The organism is Spirosoma sp. KUDC1026 (assembly GCF_013375035.1).
GTDB lineage: Bacteria > Bacteroidota > Bacteroidia > Cytophagales > Spirosomataceae > Spirosoma.
In genome coordinates, this window is sequence record NZ_CP056032.1 from 1,047,777 (window position 1) to 1,063,030 (window position 15,254).

At 45.8% G+C, this 15,254-nt stretch carries 10 protein-coding genes; 7 read left to right on the forward strand and 3 right to left on the reverse strand.

What is annotated here, in order from left to right; translation table 11 throughout:
- Nucleotides 1-135: 135 nt before the first annotated feature.
- From HU175_RS04480 to secA, 3 genes are all read right to left on the reverse strand, one after another.
- Nucleotides 136-1,017: a glycosyltransferase gene (locus HU175_RS04480; protein ID WP_228724315.1), complete on the reverse strand. Its 882-nt coding sequence runs from the start codon at nt 1,015-1,017 to the stop codon at nt 136-138.
- A 251-nt stretch (nt 1,018-1,268) separates the two neighbouring features.
- On the reverse strand, nt 1,269-2,270 hold the full coding sequence (locus tag HU175_RS04485) for a hypothetical protein (RefSeq protein WP_228724316.1): 1,002 nt from the start codon (nt 2,268-2,270) through the stop codon (nt 1,269-1,271).
- 180 nt (nt 2,271-2,450) lie between these two features.
- Nucleotides 2,451-5,843, reverse strand: a complete 3,393-nt coding sequence (gene secA / locus HU175_RS04490; protein ID WP_176565448.1) for a preprotein translocase subunit SecA — start codon at nt 5,841-5,843, stop codon at nt 2,451-2,453.
- Nucleotides 5,844-6,079: 236 nt separating this feature from the next.
- Between secA and HU175_RS04495 the strand changes: the two genes are divergently transcribed.
- From HU175_RS04495 to HU175_RS04525, 7 genes are read left to right on the forward strand one after another with little or no spacing between them, the layout of a single operon-like run.
- Nucleotides 6,080-8,527 (forward strand): SLBB domain-containing protein, encoded by a 2,448-nt coding sequence (locus HU175_RS04495; RefSeq protein ID WP_176565449.1) that lies wholly within the window; start codon nt 6,080-6,082, stop codon nt 8,525-8,527.
- A gap of 17 nt (nt 8,528-8,544) precedes the next feature.
- Nucleotides 8,545-9,603, forward strand: a complete 1,059-nt coding sequence (locus HU175_RS04500; RefSeq protein ID WP_176565450.1) for a GNVR domain-containing protein — start codon at nt 8,545-8,547, stop codon at nt 9,601-9,603.
- 12 nt (nt 9,604-9,615) lie between these two features.
- Complete coding sequence (locus HU175_RS04505) at nt 9,616-10,572, forward strand: GDP-mannose 4,6-dehydratase (RefSeq protein ID WP_176565451.1); 957 nt, start codon at nt 9,616-9,618, stop codon at nt 10,570-10,572.
- A gap of 19 nt (nt 10,573-10,591) precedes the next feature.
- On the forward strand, nt 10,592-11,950 hold the full coding sequence (locus HU175_RS04510; RefSeq protein ID WP_176565452.1) for a lipopolysaccharide biosynthesis protein: 1,359 nt from the start codon (nt 10,592-10,594) through the stop codon (nt 11,948-11,950).
- 50 nt (nt 11,951-12,000) lie between these two features.
- Nucleotides 12,001-13,113: a glycosyltransferase family 4 protein gene (locus HU175_RS04515; protein ID WP_176565453.1), complete on the forward strand. Its 1,113-nt coding sequence runs from the start codon at nt 12,001-12,003 to the stop codon at nt 13,111-13,113.
- A gap of 36 nt (nt 13,114-13,149) precedes the next feature.
- Nucleotides 13,150-13,941 (forward strand): glycosyltransferase family 2 protein, encoded by a 792-nt coding sequence (locus HU175_RS04520; protein WP_176565454.1) that lies wholly within the window; start codon nt 13,150-13,152, stop codon nt 13,939-13,941.
- A 5-nt stretch (nt 13,942-13,946) separates the two neighbouring features.
- A complete protein-coding gene (locus HU175_RS04525) occupies nt 13,947-15,227 on the forward strand; it encodes a flippase (RefSeq protein WP_176565455.1) in 1,281 nt (426 codons plus the stop codon).
- Nucleotides 15,228-15,254: the final 27 nt, after the last annotated feature.

Here is a 15,254-nt window from a genome sequence, read left to right on the forward strand (position 1 = left end):
GAAGTAAACTTAATTCAGGAACCCTGAATCAATGCCGAAAGTTAAATCCTTCCGGGAAAACGTAGTATTGATAATTAGAACAATACTACAATTTATTGTAATTGTTTAATGAATCTGGACAGATTACCGCCCAGATCACGTTTCGAGAATTTGCGAGTACAAAGTAAGCAGTTTCAGACGTTCGGTCTCCCAATTAAATCTATCTTCGATGGCCTTGCGTCCCTTTTTGCTCATAATTTGTGCTTCATGTGGGTGTTCGACCAGGTAGATAAGCGCATCTGCCAGTTGTTCGGGCTTATCTGGCGACAGACAGAAGCCGCAGGCGTAACGCTCAACGATATCGCGGTAGAGCGGAAAATCCGACGTAATAACGGGCAAACCAAGCGCCATGTACTCAAACATCTTGGTTGGATACGAGTCCGGATAGTCTCCAACGGGTTTCAGGAGGGCAATTCCTGCAGTTGTATGCCTTATGGTTAGAAACGCCTGCTGCTGATCGATATAACCGTAAAAGATGAGATGTTCCCGAACGTCGGCAAATCCAGGCAGTTTCTCCAAGTCATCATCCGTTAGAGTTCGTTGCCCAAACAGATGCATTCTAAAAACAGGATAATGGTGTTTAAACCGGGCCAGTGCGGCAACCAACGTATCGAAAGCACGTTCCAGACTGATCCAGCCGATATAGAAAAATTCCGGTGCCTGCTGATTGGGGCTATACGGAAATCGAAATGGTTCCAGGAATGACAACGACGGATAGTTGTAAACAACAGCCGACGGGTTAGTCAACCGATTGTACGTCGACAGATAAGCGTGTTCAGTGAAGACGAGGTGAAAACGACGCTGGGCCATCGCATCGAATCGATGAAAAAAATGTGTAGCCAATCGTCCCTGCGTAACGATTTTCTGCTCCAGCTTCTTGTAGAAATTCTCGTGAACTTCATAGACCACCGGTATACGCAGCAGTAACTGAAGAAGCCGGGCGACAGGCAGTAGCTCCGGATCGTAAATGTGCAGCAAGGTCGGGCGAAGACGTAATGTGCGCCAGAGTATTATTGGATGAACAAGCAGAAACCGGGCTACAACACGCCGAAAATATGGTAGGCTTATGTACTGCGTCGTACAAAACATAGCAGGCCTGGCACCCGGTAAAAGCACCGTAATATCATAAATAGGTACCAGGCTGGGAATAACTCGATGAGCTAAACGTGGGTCCTGGGGCGGGTGGGCGCTGCTGATGTGGAGGATACGGACCTTCTTCAATGGGTAGTTTACTTCTTTATTCCCAACGTTTGCAACTCTTCATCAATCTTGTGGTTCCATATTTCCTGAAGCTCCTGGTTGACGCCGTGCCTGGTTTCCCGGTCGTATTGTTCCTGGAGTCGATTCATTTCCCGGTACGACTCCAGGAACTGATACTGAACGATGCTATTATAATCTTCAACGGTCAGACTGTCGGGCTGAATTTTTTGCTTAAATCGCTCCATAACCAGTTTCGTTATGTCGAAATGTCGCTGTTCATGATTCAGCGCATACTCGTTACGTGCTTCCTGACGAGCCCAGGACGAGTTCTTGAGCATATAGCCCTTTAACTGTAAACTCAGCTGAATAATACCATCTTTGACCGAGCTTTTACCTTCGTAACTGAAGCTGGTGAAAATCTCAGCTGCATAATGACTGCCCCGTCGGGGAGCTGCCAAAAAGTCATTCCAGACCAGCTTGCGCATCGGGTTGTAAAAAACGGTATCGTCGTCAGTTAGTCGCATATCATCCGTAAATACTACGTTAATGCTGGTCGCCAGTTTCTCATTTTTACCGGATTCCCGATTCATGTACGTATTTAAACTGCGCAAGGAAGCAACCAGTGCTTGGCGGATGGATGATTCAATAACCGTTGTTTGGGTAATAGGCCGGACGTAGTTTGTGCCTCCGCGATATTCAGTGAGCTGGGTTGTTGTCTCTCCTCCGGAACCATCGGGAGTTATCAGATCAAAGCTAACGGCAAACGTGAATTGACCCGTTACGCGGTTACCCGTAGCTGTTTCCACAATCTTACACTGACGTAATCGCATGGCAACAGGGCGTAACGATCGGTTTGGCGGTAAACTCTGCGAAACAAACTGGCGCACGCCCGACTCAAGACCACCCGCCAGATCAACCCGCTGGATGGGTTGCCCCGCTGCTAGGGCCAGTTGTGCAATCGCGCCCTGATCCCCGGCTGGCCGTTGATCGGTTATCTGGGCAATATAAAATTCTTTGGGAGTAAAAGGCATCCGCTCCGGCTGTAATCGAATCGGAACCGGCGCAGAGTAATCCGGTGAACACCAATTCCAGAGTAAAAGGCAAAGGAGAAACAGTTCCTTCATCGAAGCGGGTAACATCTGTTGTAAGATAACAAAAAAGCCCTCCGAAAAATCAATTTCAGAGGGCTTCGCTGGTAATTATTTTGGTAGCTAGTCGACAAGTATTGCCCGGCCGCTTTCGATATCGTTTTCCACGGTTTTGTATTTCACATCCCGCTTAATTGAGCCATCGGCGTACTGAACATTTACCCGTTCGTTCCGATTCGCAATTTTTATAACCCGCGTTGGTGTCTGACGAGGCATTGGGGGAGCACCCGCACCCATGGCGTTGTTCTCGGCCATCCGGCGAGCGTACTCCTCGGGACCGGTTGCGAGATGATCGTCGTCAAAGTCCTCCATGTTTGTATGGAGTTCGGGTTGTGGCTCCGGGCGGTGGTTAGCGGGAGCCTGGCGAATTTCTTGTTGAACTTCCTCGGGTTCCTGCGCTGGAATATCAGCTTTGGTCAGGAAGCTGATCGTATCGAAGTTGACTTTGTTCAGGAAGCGTTTGAACAGCTCTACCGACTCGAACTTATAGACCAGCAGTGGGTCTTTCTGCTCGAAAACGGCGTTCTGTACCGACTGTTTCAGATCATCCATTTCGCGGAGGTGTTCTTTCCACTCCTGATCGATTACCGATAACGTAACGGCTTTCTCCATTTCCGTGACCAGATCCCGCCCTTCACTCTCGACCGCTTTCCGCAGGTCGGACACAACCGTCAGATCATGTACGCCATCCGAGAACGGTACAACAATATTCTTGATCTGATGCCCCTGCTCAGTAAGCACCTGGGTCAGGACGGGCAGTGCTTTCTCAGCAATCGCATGGTTTTTGGCTGCGTACTGATTTTCGGCCTCATCGTACAAGGTCCGGATGATATCAGCCTTTTTCAACCGGTTGAAGTCATCCGCGGTTAGCGAGGGAGACAGGCCGATCGTTGTTAGCAGTTGAAGTTTGGTCTCCTCAGGGTTACCCTCAGTGTTGTTAACCACTTCTTCCACCACATCGTACATAGTGTTAGCAATGTCGAGCGGTAGTCGGTCGCCAAACAAAGCATTCCGGCGACGTTTGTAGATCGCTTCACGCTGATAGTTCATTACGTCATCGTATTCCAGCAGCCGCTTCCGAATACCAAAGTTATTTTCTTCAACTTTCTTCTGAGCCCGTTCGATCGACTTCGTGATCATGGAGTGTTGAATAACTTCGCCTTCTTCAAGACCCATCCGGTCCATCACCTTGGCAATCCGTTCAGAACCGAACAGACGCATCAGGCTGTCTTCCAGAGAGACGAAGAACTGCGACGTTCCGGGATCACCCTGACGACCTGCCCGACCACGTAACTGACGGTCGACCCGGCGCGATTCGTGGCGTTCGGTACCGATAATGGCCAGTCCACCCGCAGCCTTTGCCTCTGGCGATAGTTTAATATCCGTACCCCGACCAGCCATGTTCGTAGCAATCGTTACAGTGCCCGGCATCCCGGCCGATGCTACAATTTCAGCCTCGCGCTGGTGGTATTTGGCGTTCAGAACCTGGTGCTGGATTTTCCGCATGGTCAGCATACGGCTCAGCAATTCGGAGTTTTCTACCGACGTAGTACCTACCAGAACCGGACGTCCTTTCTCAACCAGGCTGGTAATTTCGTCGGCTACGGCATTGTATTTTTCGCGTACCGAACGGTAAACTTTGTCTTCTTCGTCCAAACGGCTGATTTTCCGGTTTGTCGGAATAACCACGACGTCCATTTTATAAATCTGCCAGAACTCAGACGCTTCAGTTTCGGCCGTACCGGTCATACCCGCCCGTTTGTGGTACATCCGGAAGTAATTCTGGAGTGTAACCGTCGCGTAAGTCTGCGTAGCATCCTCAACTTTTACGTTCTCTTTGGCTTCGACCGCCTGGTGCAGACCATCCGACCAGCGACGACCTTCCATAATCCGGCCCGTCTGCTCATCGACAATCTTTACTTTTCCGTCCATGATAACGTACTCCGTATCCCGTTCAAAGAGCGTATAGGCCTTCAGCAACTGGTTTACGGTGTTGATACGTTGGGTTTTGACGGCATAGTCCCGGACAACAGCCTCTTTATGAAGAATTTTGTCCTGCTCCGTCAAGTCGTCGGCTTTATCAATCGAATTGAGATCGATCGACAGGTCAGGCAGGATAAAGAAGTTCGGATCTTCGCCCGAGCCCGTGATGTAATCGATACCTTTCTCAGTAAGATCAATGCTGTTATGCCGTTCGTCAATCGTGAAATAAAGCGGAGCGTCAGCTTCCGGCATCAGCTTCTGGTTCTCGGCTAGATAGATGGCTTCTGTCCGCTGCAGCAGCGCTTTGTTCCCGGTTTCACTCAGAAACTTGATCAGAGGCTTGTGTTTAGGCAGACCTCGGTGCGCTCGGAACAGCGATAAACCGCCTTCTTTTTCATCACCCGCTGCAATTTTCTTTTTCGCATCATTCAGGTAGTCGAAAACGAGCTTGCGCTGAGCCTCAACAACGCGAGATACGCGGGGTTTTAATTCGGCATAATCCTGCTCATCGCCACGAGGAACCGGGCCACTGATAATTAACGGTGTCCGGGCATCATCAATCAGAACGGAGTCAACCTCATCGACCATCGCGTAGTGGTGCTTCCGCTGAACCAGCTCGCCTGTTTCGCGAGCCATGTTGTCACGCAGGTAATCGAAACCAAACTCGTTGTTTGTTCCGTACGTAATATCGGCCAGATAAGCCTGTTTCCGCTGGAACGAGTTAGGCTGGTGTTTGTCGATACAGTCAACCCGCAGGCCGTGGAATTCAAACAGCGGAGCCATCCACTCGGAGTCACGTTTGGCCAGGTAATCGTTAACCGTAACGATATGCACACCCCGACCCGCCAGAGCGTTCAGGAAAGATGGGAACGTAGCGACCAGTGTTTTACCTTCCCCGGTGGCCATCTCGGCGATTTTGCCCTGGTGAAGTACTACCCCACCAATGATCTGTACGTCGTAGTGAACCATGTCCCACTTGACAAGTGTCCCGGCCGCATCCCACTGATTGGCCCAGTGTGCCTGTTGCCCATCGATAACAACGTTCTTTTTACGACCGGCGATTTCCCGGTCGAAGTCATTGGCTGTAACCGTAAGCTGATCATTGGTAGCGAACCGGCGGGCGGTTTCTTTCACCACCGCAAAAGCGCGGGGTAGAATATCGAGTAAGACGCGCTCCAGTTCAGTATTGCGTTCTACTTCGAGTTTATCAACTTGGTTGAAGATCCGCTCCTTTTCGTTCACGTCGACCTCTGGGTGCGACCCCTGTTCGTTCAGATCGGCCAGTTGATTGTCGATATCAGCCAATTCACTGGCGATTTGCTCTTTAAGGGCAGCCGAGAACTGGCGTAATTCATCGTTAGATAGGTCTTTCAACCGGATAAATTCGGCATTTACTTTCTCGACATAAGGAACCAGTTCTTTCAGGTCCCGCTGTGATTTCGTGCCGAATAACTTAGCTATGAGATTGATCATTTCCTCTTAGTTTGTAGTTAAGGATAGACTAAAAAAGGGTTGTTCTTCAGGAAGTGAAGTACGCATCTCCATACTCAACTACTTTGATATAGCGTTAATTGATACAAATTTAGTGCATTAGGATGGGACTGCAAGTTGTAATCCGTTCAGGTAGCATCCCTTATTGTATGGAAACAATTTTTTGCGTACAATCAGTTACCTTTGCGGATCAATTTTTGGCCCAATAGCCATCATTCATGCGTACTAACGACAAATTGTCACCCTCTATTTATCGTTTTAAGCCGTTTTTCTTGTTGCTCATTTTTTCGATCCTGGCCGGAGCCTATCAAGCCGCTGCGCAGCAAGGGGTATCTGGATCAAAAGTTGATCAGATGAGTGATGAACAAATCGTTGAATTTTATCGCCGGGCCCAAAACAGCGGTTTAAGCGAAGAGCAGATTGAGCAGGCGGCCATGTCGCAGGGGTACACAATCAGTGACATTGCCAAGATGCGTCGCCGGATTAATGAGGTCCGCTCGCAAACACAGCGGCAGCGTAGCCAATCTTATGCTGATACTAGCAGTGGTCGCAGACTGCCTAATGATCTGTCTCGCCGGCAGCTAAGTCAGGAACGGTACGATCAATATCGCGATTCGCTGCTGCAAAAGGATACAACCAAGCGCCTGAAAGTATTTGGGGCTTCTTTATTCGAGAATGCCAATCTGTCATTTGAACCCAATCTTCGGATCGCAACGCCCCGTAGTTACATCGTTGGTCCGGATGATGAGATAACCATTGATATTTCCGGGGCTGCGTCTGAGAATTTCCAGTTGAAAGTATCACCGGAAGGGACTGTTAAAGCCCCTAACGTACCGCCTATCTCCGTCGCTGGGCTTACCATTGAACAGGCTGAACAACGAATTATCGCCCGGCTGCGCCGAGCAGGGTATCAAGGGTTGGGTGTTCCCGGAAGCGGTATCAATGCGAATGTAACACTAACTAATATCCGTAGTATTCAGGTAACATTGGTTGGGGAAGTCGTTCGCCCGGGCACATATACCGTCTCTTCGCTGAGTTCGGCATTTAATGCATTATATCTGGCGGGGGGGCCTAATCCAGAAACGGGTTCGTTCCGAAAAATTAATATTATCCGCGCTAACCGGGTCATTCGGACCATCGACCTATACGACTATATCCTACGGGCCGATCAGCGCAACAACATCCGCCTGCAGGATCAGGACGTAATTCGAGTTGCTGATTATGAAAGCCATATTGAATTGGACGGTGAAGTTCGTCGGCCAGCAATCTTTGAGGTTTTACCGGGTGAACGACTTCAGGCAGTACTGAATTTTGCCGGAGGTTTTTCGGATGATGCCTATAGGGCCAGTATTACACTGCGCCGGAATACCAGTCGTGAACGACGGATCATAACCATTTCCGAAGATCAACTGGCCACGTTTATTCCACAAACGGGTGATAAGTATAAAGTTGGGAAAATACTGGATCGGTATGAGAACCGTATTCAGATTGCGGGGGCTGTTATGCGGCCGGGAGATTATGCACTCGAACCCGGTCTGGAAACGGTGCGTCAGTTGATCGAACGGGCCGACGGGCTGCGACAGGATGCTTTTATGAACCGGGCCATTATTGTGCGGGAGCGTGCTGATATGGACAAGGAGAACATATCCTTTGACCTGGGTAAAATGATGCAGGGCATTATCAGCGATATCCCCCTTATGCGCCAGGATAGCCTGACCATATTATCAATCAAAGACCTTCGTGAGGAATACTATGTGACGATTGAGGGGGCTGTCAACAAGCCAGATACGATCGAGTTCGCCAAAAATATGAGCGTTGCTGATCTAATTGTGCGAGCCGGTGGCTTTCAGGAAGGAGCTACTCCAACCCGAATTGAAGTGGCTCGGCGCGTTCGGGAAGATTCGTCTGGCTTCGGTACTGCACGTCTGCAGCTTTACAAATTTTCGATTGACCGTGATCTGAGAATTACCCAATTTAATGATCCGAACTCTGGTCTGCCAGATACCGCCACGTTTGAATTACAGCCTTTTGATATTGTTTACGTACGCCGGTCAACTAACTATGAAGAACAGCGGCAGGTGTACATATATGGTGAAATAAGACACCCCGGTAATTATGCAATTTCCAGCCGCGAGGAACGAATCACCAACGTAATCGAACGAGCAGGTGGATTATTACCAAGTGCTTATCTACCTGGAGCGCAACTGTTGCGAGAAGGAGAAGTAATTGGTAATGATTTCCGGCGGATATTAAATAATACTGGCGCCGAAGAAAATCTATTACTGGACGATGGCGATACCTTGTTTATTCCCCGGCGATCAGAAGTAATTACAATTGAAGGAGGAGTACTGAATCCATCCTCAGTAAGTTATAAAGCAGGGTATGAATTCGATGATTACATCAGCGAGGCTGGTGGATTTACGGATAATGCCCGCAAAAGCAAGGCATATATTATTTACCCAAACGGTCGGAAAGATCGGACACGGCCTTTCCTAGATCGCCATTCGCTGTTTAATGATTCTCGCCCGAAAGTTGAACCTGGGTCGACAATTGTAGTTCCGTTCAAACCACTGGATACGAACCGGCTTTCTGCGGCCGAGCGTATCGGTATTTTCTCCTTACTGTCTACAGTATCAATTGCGCTTTTTAACATTCTGCTTCGTTAAGCATAAACCAGCAACTTATGTCAGTTACAGAGCAGCCTGAGAAACGCCAGGCGACTAGTGGAGAAATTGAGATCAGTTTAAATGATATCATTCAGTTTCTGAAAGATAGTGTCAGAACAGTAGCGATTGCTACTACGGTATGCGCTGTCATTGGGATCCTGTATGCTTTGTCGCTCCATAACGAGTACACTGCATCTGTGCGTGTTATGCCCGAAGTAAAAAGCGGCACGAGTGGAGGAGGCTTTGGAGAGTTGCGTTCACTGGCTGGGCTAGCTGGTGTTAATCTGGATAACGGAGGGGCATCTGAAACGATTCGTCCTGATTTGTATCCTGATGTTCTACAGAGCACGCCTTTTACCATTTACCTCTTACGTCAATCCGTTTCTACTGACGAGCAGTCCACTAGTTCGTTGCAGACTTACATGACGAATGAGGCAAAGAAAGGCTGGTTTGGCAAATCAGATAACGAAAAAACAGACAGCAAGCAAAAAACAAAAGCCATTGCCAGCGCTGCTGTTGAGTTGACGGAAGAACAGGAAGCCCTAGGCAATGAGTTAGCCAAGCGAATAAGCGTTACGATTGACAAAAAAAATGGCATCATTACGTTATCGTCAATGATGCCTGACCCGAAAGTCGCAGCTACGACAGCAAGTAAGACACTTGAATATCTGTCGAAATATGTATCTGACTATCGTACTGGTAAGGCCCGGCAGCAGGTGGACTTTCTGGTAAAGCAAACAAACGAGGCCCGCCGGCGGTACAAAGCGGCAGAATTCGCACTTTATAATTATCGGGATAAGAACCGTAGTTTGTTTCTGAATACTGCGAAGATAGAAGAGCAGCGATTACAGGCTGATTACCAGTTGGCTCAGGAAATATACACAAATCTGTCCCGGCAGCTTGAACAGTCCCGAATTAAAGTGCAGGAAGAAGAACCTGTTTTTCAGGTGCTGGAGCCTGCCAGAGTTCCTTCTCACAAAAGCGGGCCAAAACGAACTATACTTATCATTGGCTTTGCTTTCTTCGGGGTAATTATGGGATTAATTATATTCCTGATTCGCCGAATAATGAGTTAATAATCAGCTTTTATGAAAACAGCGTTAATCTGCGGAATATCAGGTCAGGACGGTGCTTATCTGGCTAAATTACTGTTGTCTCAAGGCTATACCGTATTTGGTGGATCGAGGGATGCCCATATGGCTTCGCGACGTAACCTTGTCCGACTGGGTATTGAGAAGGAAGTGCAGGTCGTATCGATCAGTATTAACGACTTTCGGAGCGTATTACAGAATCTGCTTAGAATAAAGCCTGATGAAGTGTATAACCTAGCTGGACAGAGTTCAGTAGGTTTATCGTTTGAACAGCCCGTCGAAACACTCGAAAGCGTGAGTGTTGGCACTCTGAATCTACTGGAAGCCATTCGGTTCAGTAACCTGCCCATTCGTTTTTATAATGCTGGATCTAGTGAATGTTTTGGGGATACAGGTAGTGAAGCCGCGGATGAAATGACACCTTTTCGGCCACGTAGTCCCTATGGTGTAGCCAAAGCCGCTGCTTTCTGGCAGGTTGCTAACTACAGAGAAGCGTATCAACTGCATGCAAGTACAGGAATTCTGTTTAACCATGAATCTCCTTTACGCCCCGAGCGCTTTGTTACTCAGAAAATTGTAGCAACTGCCAAACGCATTGCTCAAGGAAGTAATGAAATGCTAACGTTGGGTAATATTGACATTGCCCGCGACTGGGGTTGGGCTCCTGATTATGTCGAAGCAATGTGGTTAATGCTACAGCAGGAGCAGGCCGATGATTACGTAATTGCCACTGGTCATACAACTAAGCTAAGGGACTTCATTCGGATAGTGTTCGATTCAGTAGGTCTGGACTGGGAAGATTATGTCCGCTCGGATGAATCGTTTTTCCGGCCAACAGACATTGCCGAGGGACATGCCAACCCAGGTAAGGCCCGTCAAAAACTGTCTTGGAGCGCCAAACACAAAATGGAAGATGTTGCCCGATTAATGGTTGAGGAGGGCAGCCAGCATTAACTGGCCTGACAGTAGCCAGATGGGGTCGATTCGTACAGTGCGGGCAAAGTTATTAACCAGCCATCCACGTTCGCTGAATGCTTGGCGAAACACATTTATCAGCGCACTGGCTAAGGGCGGGGGAATGGTCATTTCGTTGCTGCTGGTTCCTGTAACGATTGACTACTTGTCCGTTGAAACCTATGGAACCTGGTTAACAATCAGCTCAATTCTGTCCATAATTTCCCTGCTTGATATTGGTTTAGGAAATGGTCTGCGTAACAAATTCTCAGAAGCTGTTTCCCGAAATGAACATGAACTAGCTCGATCGTACATAAGTACGTCATATGTGCTCTTTGGTGTTATTCAACTCCTGCTGCTTCTCATTTTCGCCGTACTGATTTACTGGCTTCCTTGGCCGCAGCTTATCAGTAGCAACGTGGATTTCCGGCAAATGCGACTTGTTGCGCTGATTACTATCACTGCTATAAGCGTAAAATTGGTGCTGGATAATATCAGTACAGTATTAATCGCGCTGCAGCAGGTGGGCTTGGCCAATTTGCTATCATTGTCTGGTAACGTACTGGTGCTGGCTGGAACGTACTGGCTGGCTGCGGTTAGTGAGGGGAGCCTGATGTATCTGGCCACGGTCACCGTTAGCTCACCGCTAATCGTATTGTCTGTCAGTAGTTTGCTACTGTACCGGGGTAAACTCAGGATTTATTGCCCAGCCTTTTCATACGTTAGCAAAGAACATATGGGGCGATTAGTTGCCCTGGGGTACCAGTTTTTCTTTATTCAGATTGCCGTAGTGATTCTATTTTACTCCGATAATCTAATTATTACCCACTTGTTTGGTAGCGCAGATGTGACCGTGTATGCGGTTGCATTTCGGTATTTTAATATAGCTAGCGCAGCTTTTGCCATTATTGTCAGCCCTTACTGGCCCGCATTTACGGAAGCATACGTGAAACAGGATATGCCGTGGGTAAAAGCAACGTATCGGCGGCTCCAGCAATTGTGGATTCTGCTGGCACTTGTGATAAGTGGTATGATCGCCTTCTCTGGACAGTTTTATAATTTTTGGCTTACCGACCGGGTTGACGTGCCGTTTACACTCAGCTTATGCATGGGAATATCAGTACTGATCACCTGCTGGAATAACATTACGTCGACCTTACTGAATGGAATTGGAAAAATTCAGTTGCAGTTATATTATTCGTTGGGCTCTGCCCTGGTCAATATTCCTTTGTCGGTTTTTTTTGCCCGAACACTGGCGTTAGGACCCGCAGGCGTAGCTTTGGCTACAGCAGTATCCTTGCTGATTGGTACGGTTCTGGGTGGCATACAAGTAGAAAAAATTTTGTCGAGGAAAGCAGCTGGTTTATGGGATCGGTGACTAAAGAGACTAAACAAACGTATCCCTGATTTTTATCGTTGCTTACAGATATGAGGGTATTATTTGACCACCAGACTTTTTCCTTGCAGGCGTATGGCGGTATATCCCGTTACTATACAGAACTGATTAAAGGAATTAATCAGACCCTCGAAAACCAGGCCGAGCTGCCAGTGCTGTTTTCGGACAATGTACACCTACAGGAAAATAATATACCTGTAAAATCATTTCTACCAGGTATAAAATTTCCTAAAAAAGGTGGACTGGTTTATCAGATTAATCAGGCGCATAGCAGATTTCAATTGAATAAACAGGACTTCGATCTGTTTCATCCAACTTATTATGATCCGTACTTCCTGTCTAGATTACAGGATAAACCTTTTGTCGTGACCGTTTACGACATGATCTATGAGAGATATGGGCACCTATATTCGGAATTAAGGAAAGACCGAACAATTATAGCCCGTAAACGAGAATTGATTAAACGAGCCGATCGAATTATAGCTATATCAGAGAACACAAAAAGGGATATAGTTGACCTGATAGGAGTGGATGAGTCAAAAATTGAAGTTATCTACCTGGGCAATTCTACCAAGCTCCAAAAGCGCGATAATAAAAAGTCTAATAGTTTGACAACCAGTAGCTATTTCCTATTTGTTGGCAAGCGGTATAGCTATAAAAACTTTAGAGGGCTAGTACAGGCAATTTTGCCTCTATTGATAAAGAACGGCGTTAAACTGATTTGTGCAGGTGGGGGGGCGTTCACTAAAGAAGAGCAAAAATTCATTAATTCACTAGGGGCAGAAAGATGGGTTGAACATCATGCTGTACATTTACAAACTTTAGAACAACTGTATGGTAGTGCCATTGCGTTCGTGTTCCCATCATTTTATGAAGGATTTGGACTGCCTGTCTTAGAAGCTTTTGCATCGGGGTGCCCTTGTCTACTTAGTAATAGGGGATCTTTACCGGAAATCGCCGGCCAGGCAGCGCTATTCATAGATCCTGAACAACCTGACGGCATCAATGATGCCGCTAATCTTCTAATACAGCAACCAGAGTTACGTAAGACACTGATAAATGCAGGGTACAGGCAGCTGGAAAAATATTCCTGGAACCAGACAGTACACCAGACATTAGCTTTGTATAAATCACTAATTAGCTAACTAAGTAATCATTTTGCATTTGATAGATGCGTTATTATGCTGCCACCATTAATATCAATAATTATTACAGTATTAAATGGCGCCAAAACAATGGAGGATTGTTTGCTAAGTATCGCGGAGCAGTCGTTTCAGGATTTCGAATTAATAGTAGTCGATGGAGGAAGTAGCGACAATACGGTACCAATTCTCAACCGATACAGTAGCGTAATAAACCAGTTGAAAGTCATTCCGGGATTAGGTCTTTATGCTGGTTTAAATAAAGGCATTGAACTAGCTCAGGGTAAGTGGTTGTACTTTATTGGTTGTGATGATCAGTTGTATAACTCGGAAGTACTGCGTATTGCTGCCATATCGATGAAGAACACAGATGCAGTAATTCTGGCAGGGCAAGTTCAGCACCAGGATCAGTATGTGACGAAGCCCAAGTTCGGGCTTCCTCAGCTACTATTACACCGGATTCATCACCAAGGCATCTTTTATAACAGAACTGTCTTTGAGCGTTACAAATACAATGAGAAACTAAAATTGGCAGCCGACTATGAACTGAACCTACAGCTGGCCGTTGGTAAGTTCAAGCACCAGAAGTTGAATCTTGTTATTGCGCGTTATGGCGGTGACGGAATAAGTAATCGAGAGATCAATACGTATTACAAGGAAACTCAGCTAGTCCACAAAGTGATTTTTACCGGACTAACCCGTGTTTGGGTTGTGCTCATTTTCTGGATAAAATGGAAGTTTTGGCTATTTAAATATAGAACGGGTTTGCTTGGTTTATCGTATAGGCTGAAGCATCGAGTAATTCCGTTGTTTTTAGTAGTCCTAAAATAGTATATATGCAAATTTCTGTGTTGAAGGAGTTGATGAAAAAAGACATTAGTTTTTATAAAAACATACTGTCTTTAGGGTTAATACAAGTCACAAACTTTATTATTCCGCTCATTACGTTTCCTTATTTGGTCCGTACTGTAGGTATTGAACAATATGGCGTAATTTCATATGGCTTAACAATTATTACTTACTTAAGTGCTTTTGTAGAATTTGGCTTTATGGTTTCTGCAACTAGATTAGTTGCTATTTATAAAAACGATAAAGTAAAGCTTTCTTATCTTTTCTCTACTGTTACTATCGCAAGAGTTTTGTTGTTTTTTGTTGCTGCTGCTGCCCTACTTATATCAGGATTGTTTATCGAGAAAATAGGCGATCACATATTTATGTATTTCTTGGGATTAAGTATGCTGCTTAGTACTGCTATCTTTCCTCTTTGGTTTTTTCAAGGAGTAGAGCAAATGAAATACGTTACATACTTTAATATTGCTGCTAAAATAATATTGATTCTGTTGCTATTTGTTGTGGTTACAGACTCACAAGATTATTTTTATGTTCCTGGAATATATGGTATTGCTAATGTGCTGACGGGTATATATGGGAACTGGTATGTGTTAAAAAACTTCAATCTGAAATTTACATTTTCATCATTGCATGATATATTTGATCAGTATAAAGCTGGAGTTAATTTATTCTACACGAATTTTGTTGTTGTTTTATTAAATAATTCAAACGTTATTATACTATCAATATACGTTTCTGATACGCTGATTGGTAGTTATAGCTTCGTGGAAAAAATCGTCTTTGCCTTGTGGCAGGTTTTAGCTGTTTTTTCACAGGCTACTTATCCTATTCTTTGCCGGTTGTCTGAAGAATCGCACGAAAAAATTAGAAAATTTCTGGCTCGAACGTTTTTGCCGTTTTTTGGAATGATCGCGACTGCATGCATCGGTATATCATTTTTTGCTCCCGAGATTGTTCTACTTTTGTCGGGTAAAATAAATGCAGATGCAGTGAATGTATTACGGGTAATGATATTTACCCCGCTGATCGTATGTCTGAATATTCCTGCTTATCAGACACAACTGGCTTATTCGCTTACTAAAGACAATACGAAAATATACGCTGTGGCTGCATTGCTGAATATAGCGCTTTGTGCACTTCTGGTGAGACAAAATGGAATAATAGGAGCTGCTATATCTATGTTGATTGTTCAGACTATAGTAACATTAGGATTAAATTATGTGACAGAAATTAAATTTAAGCAATATTCCTTATTACGGAATTGATAGGCAGATTTGTTGAATATTAACGTT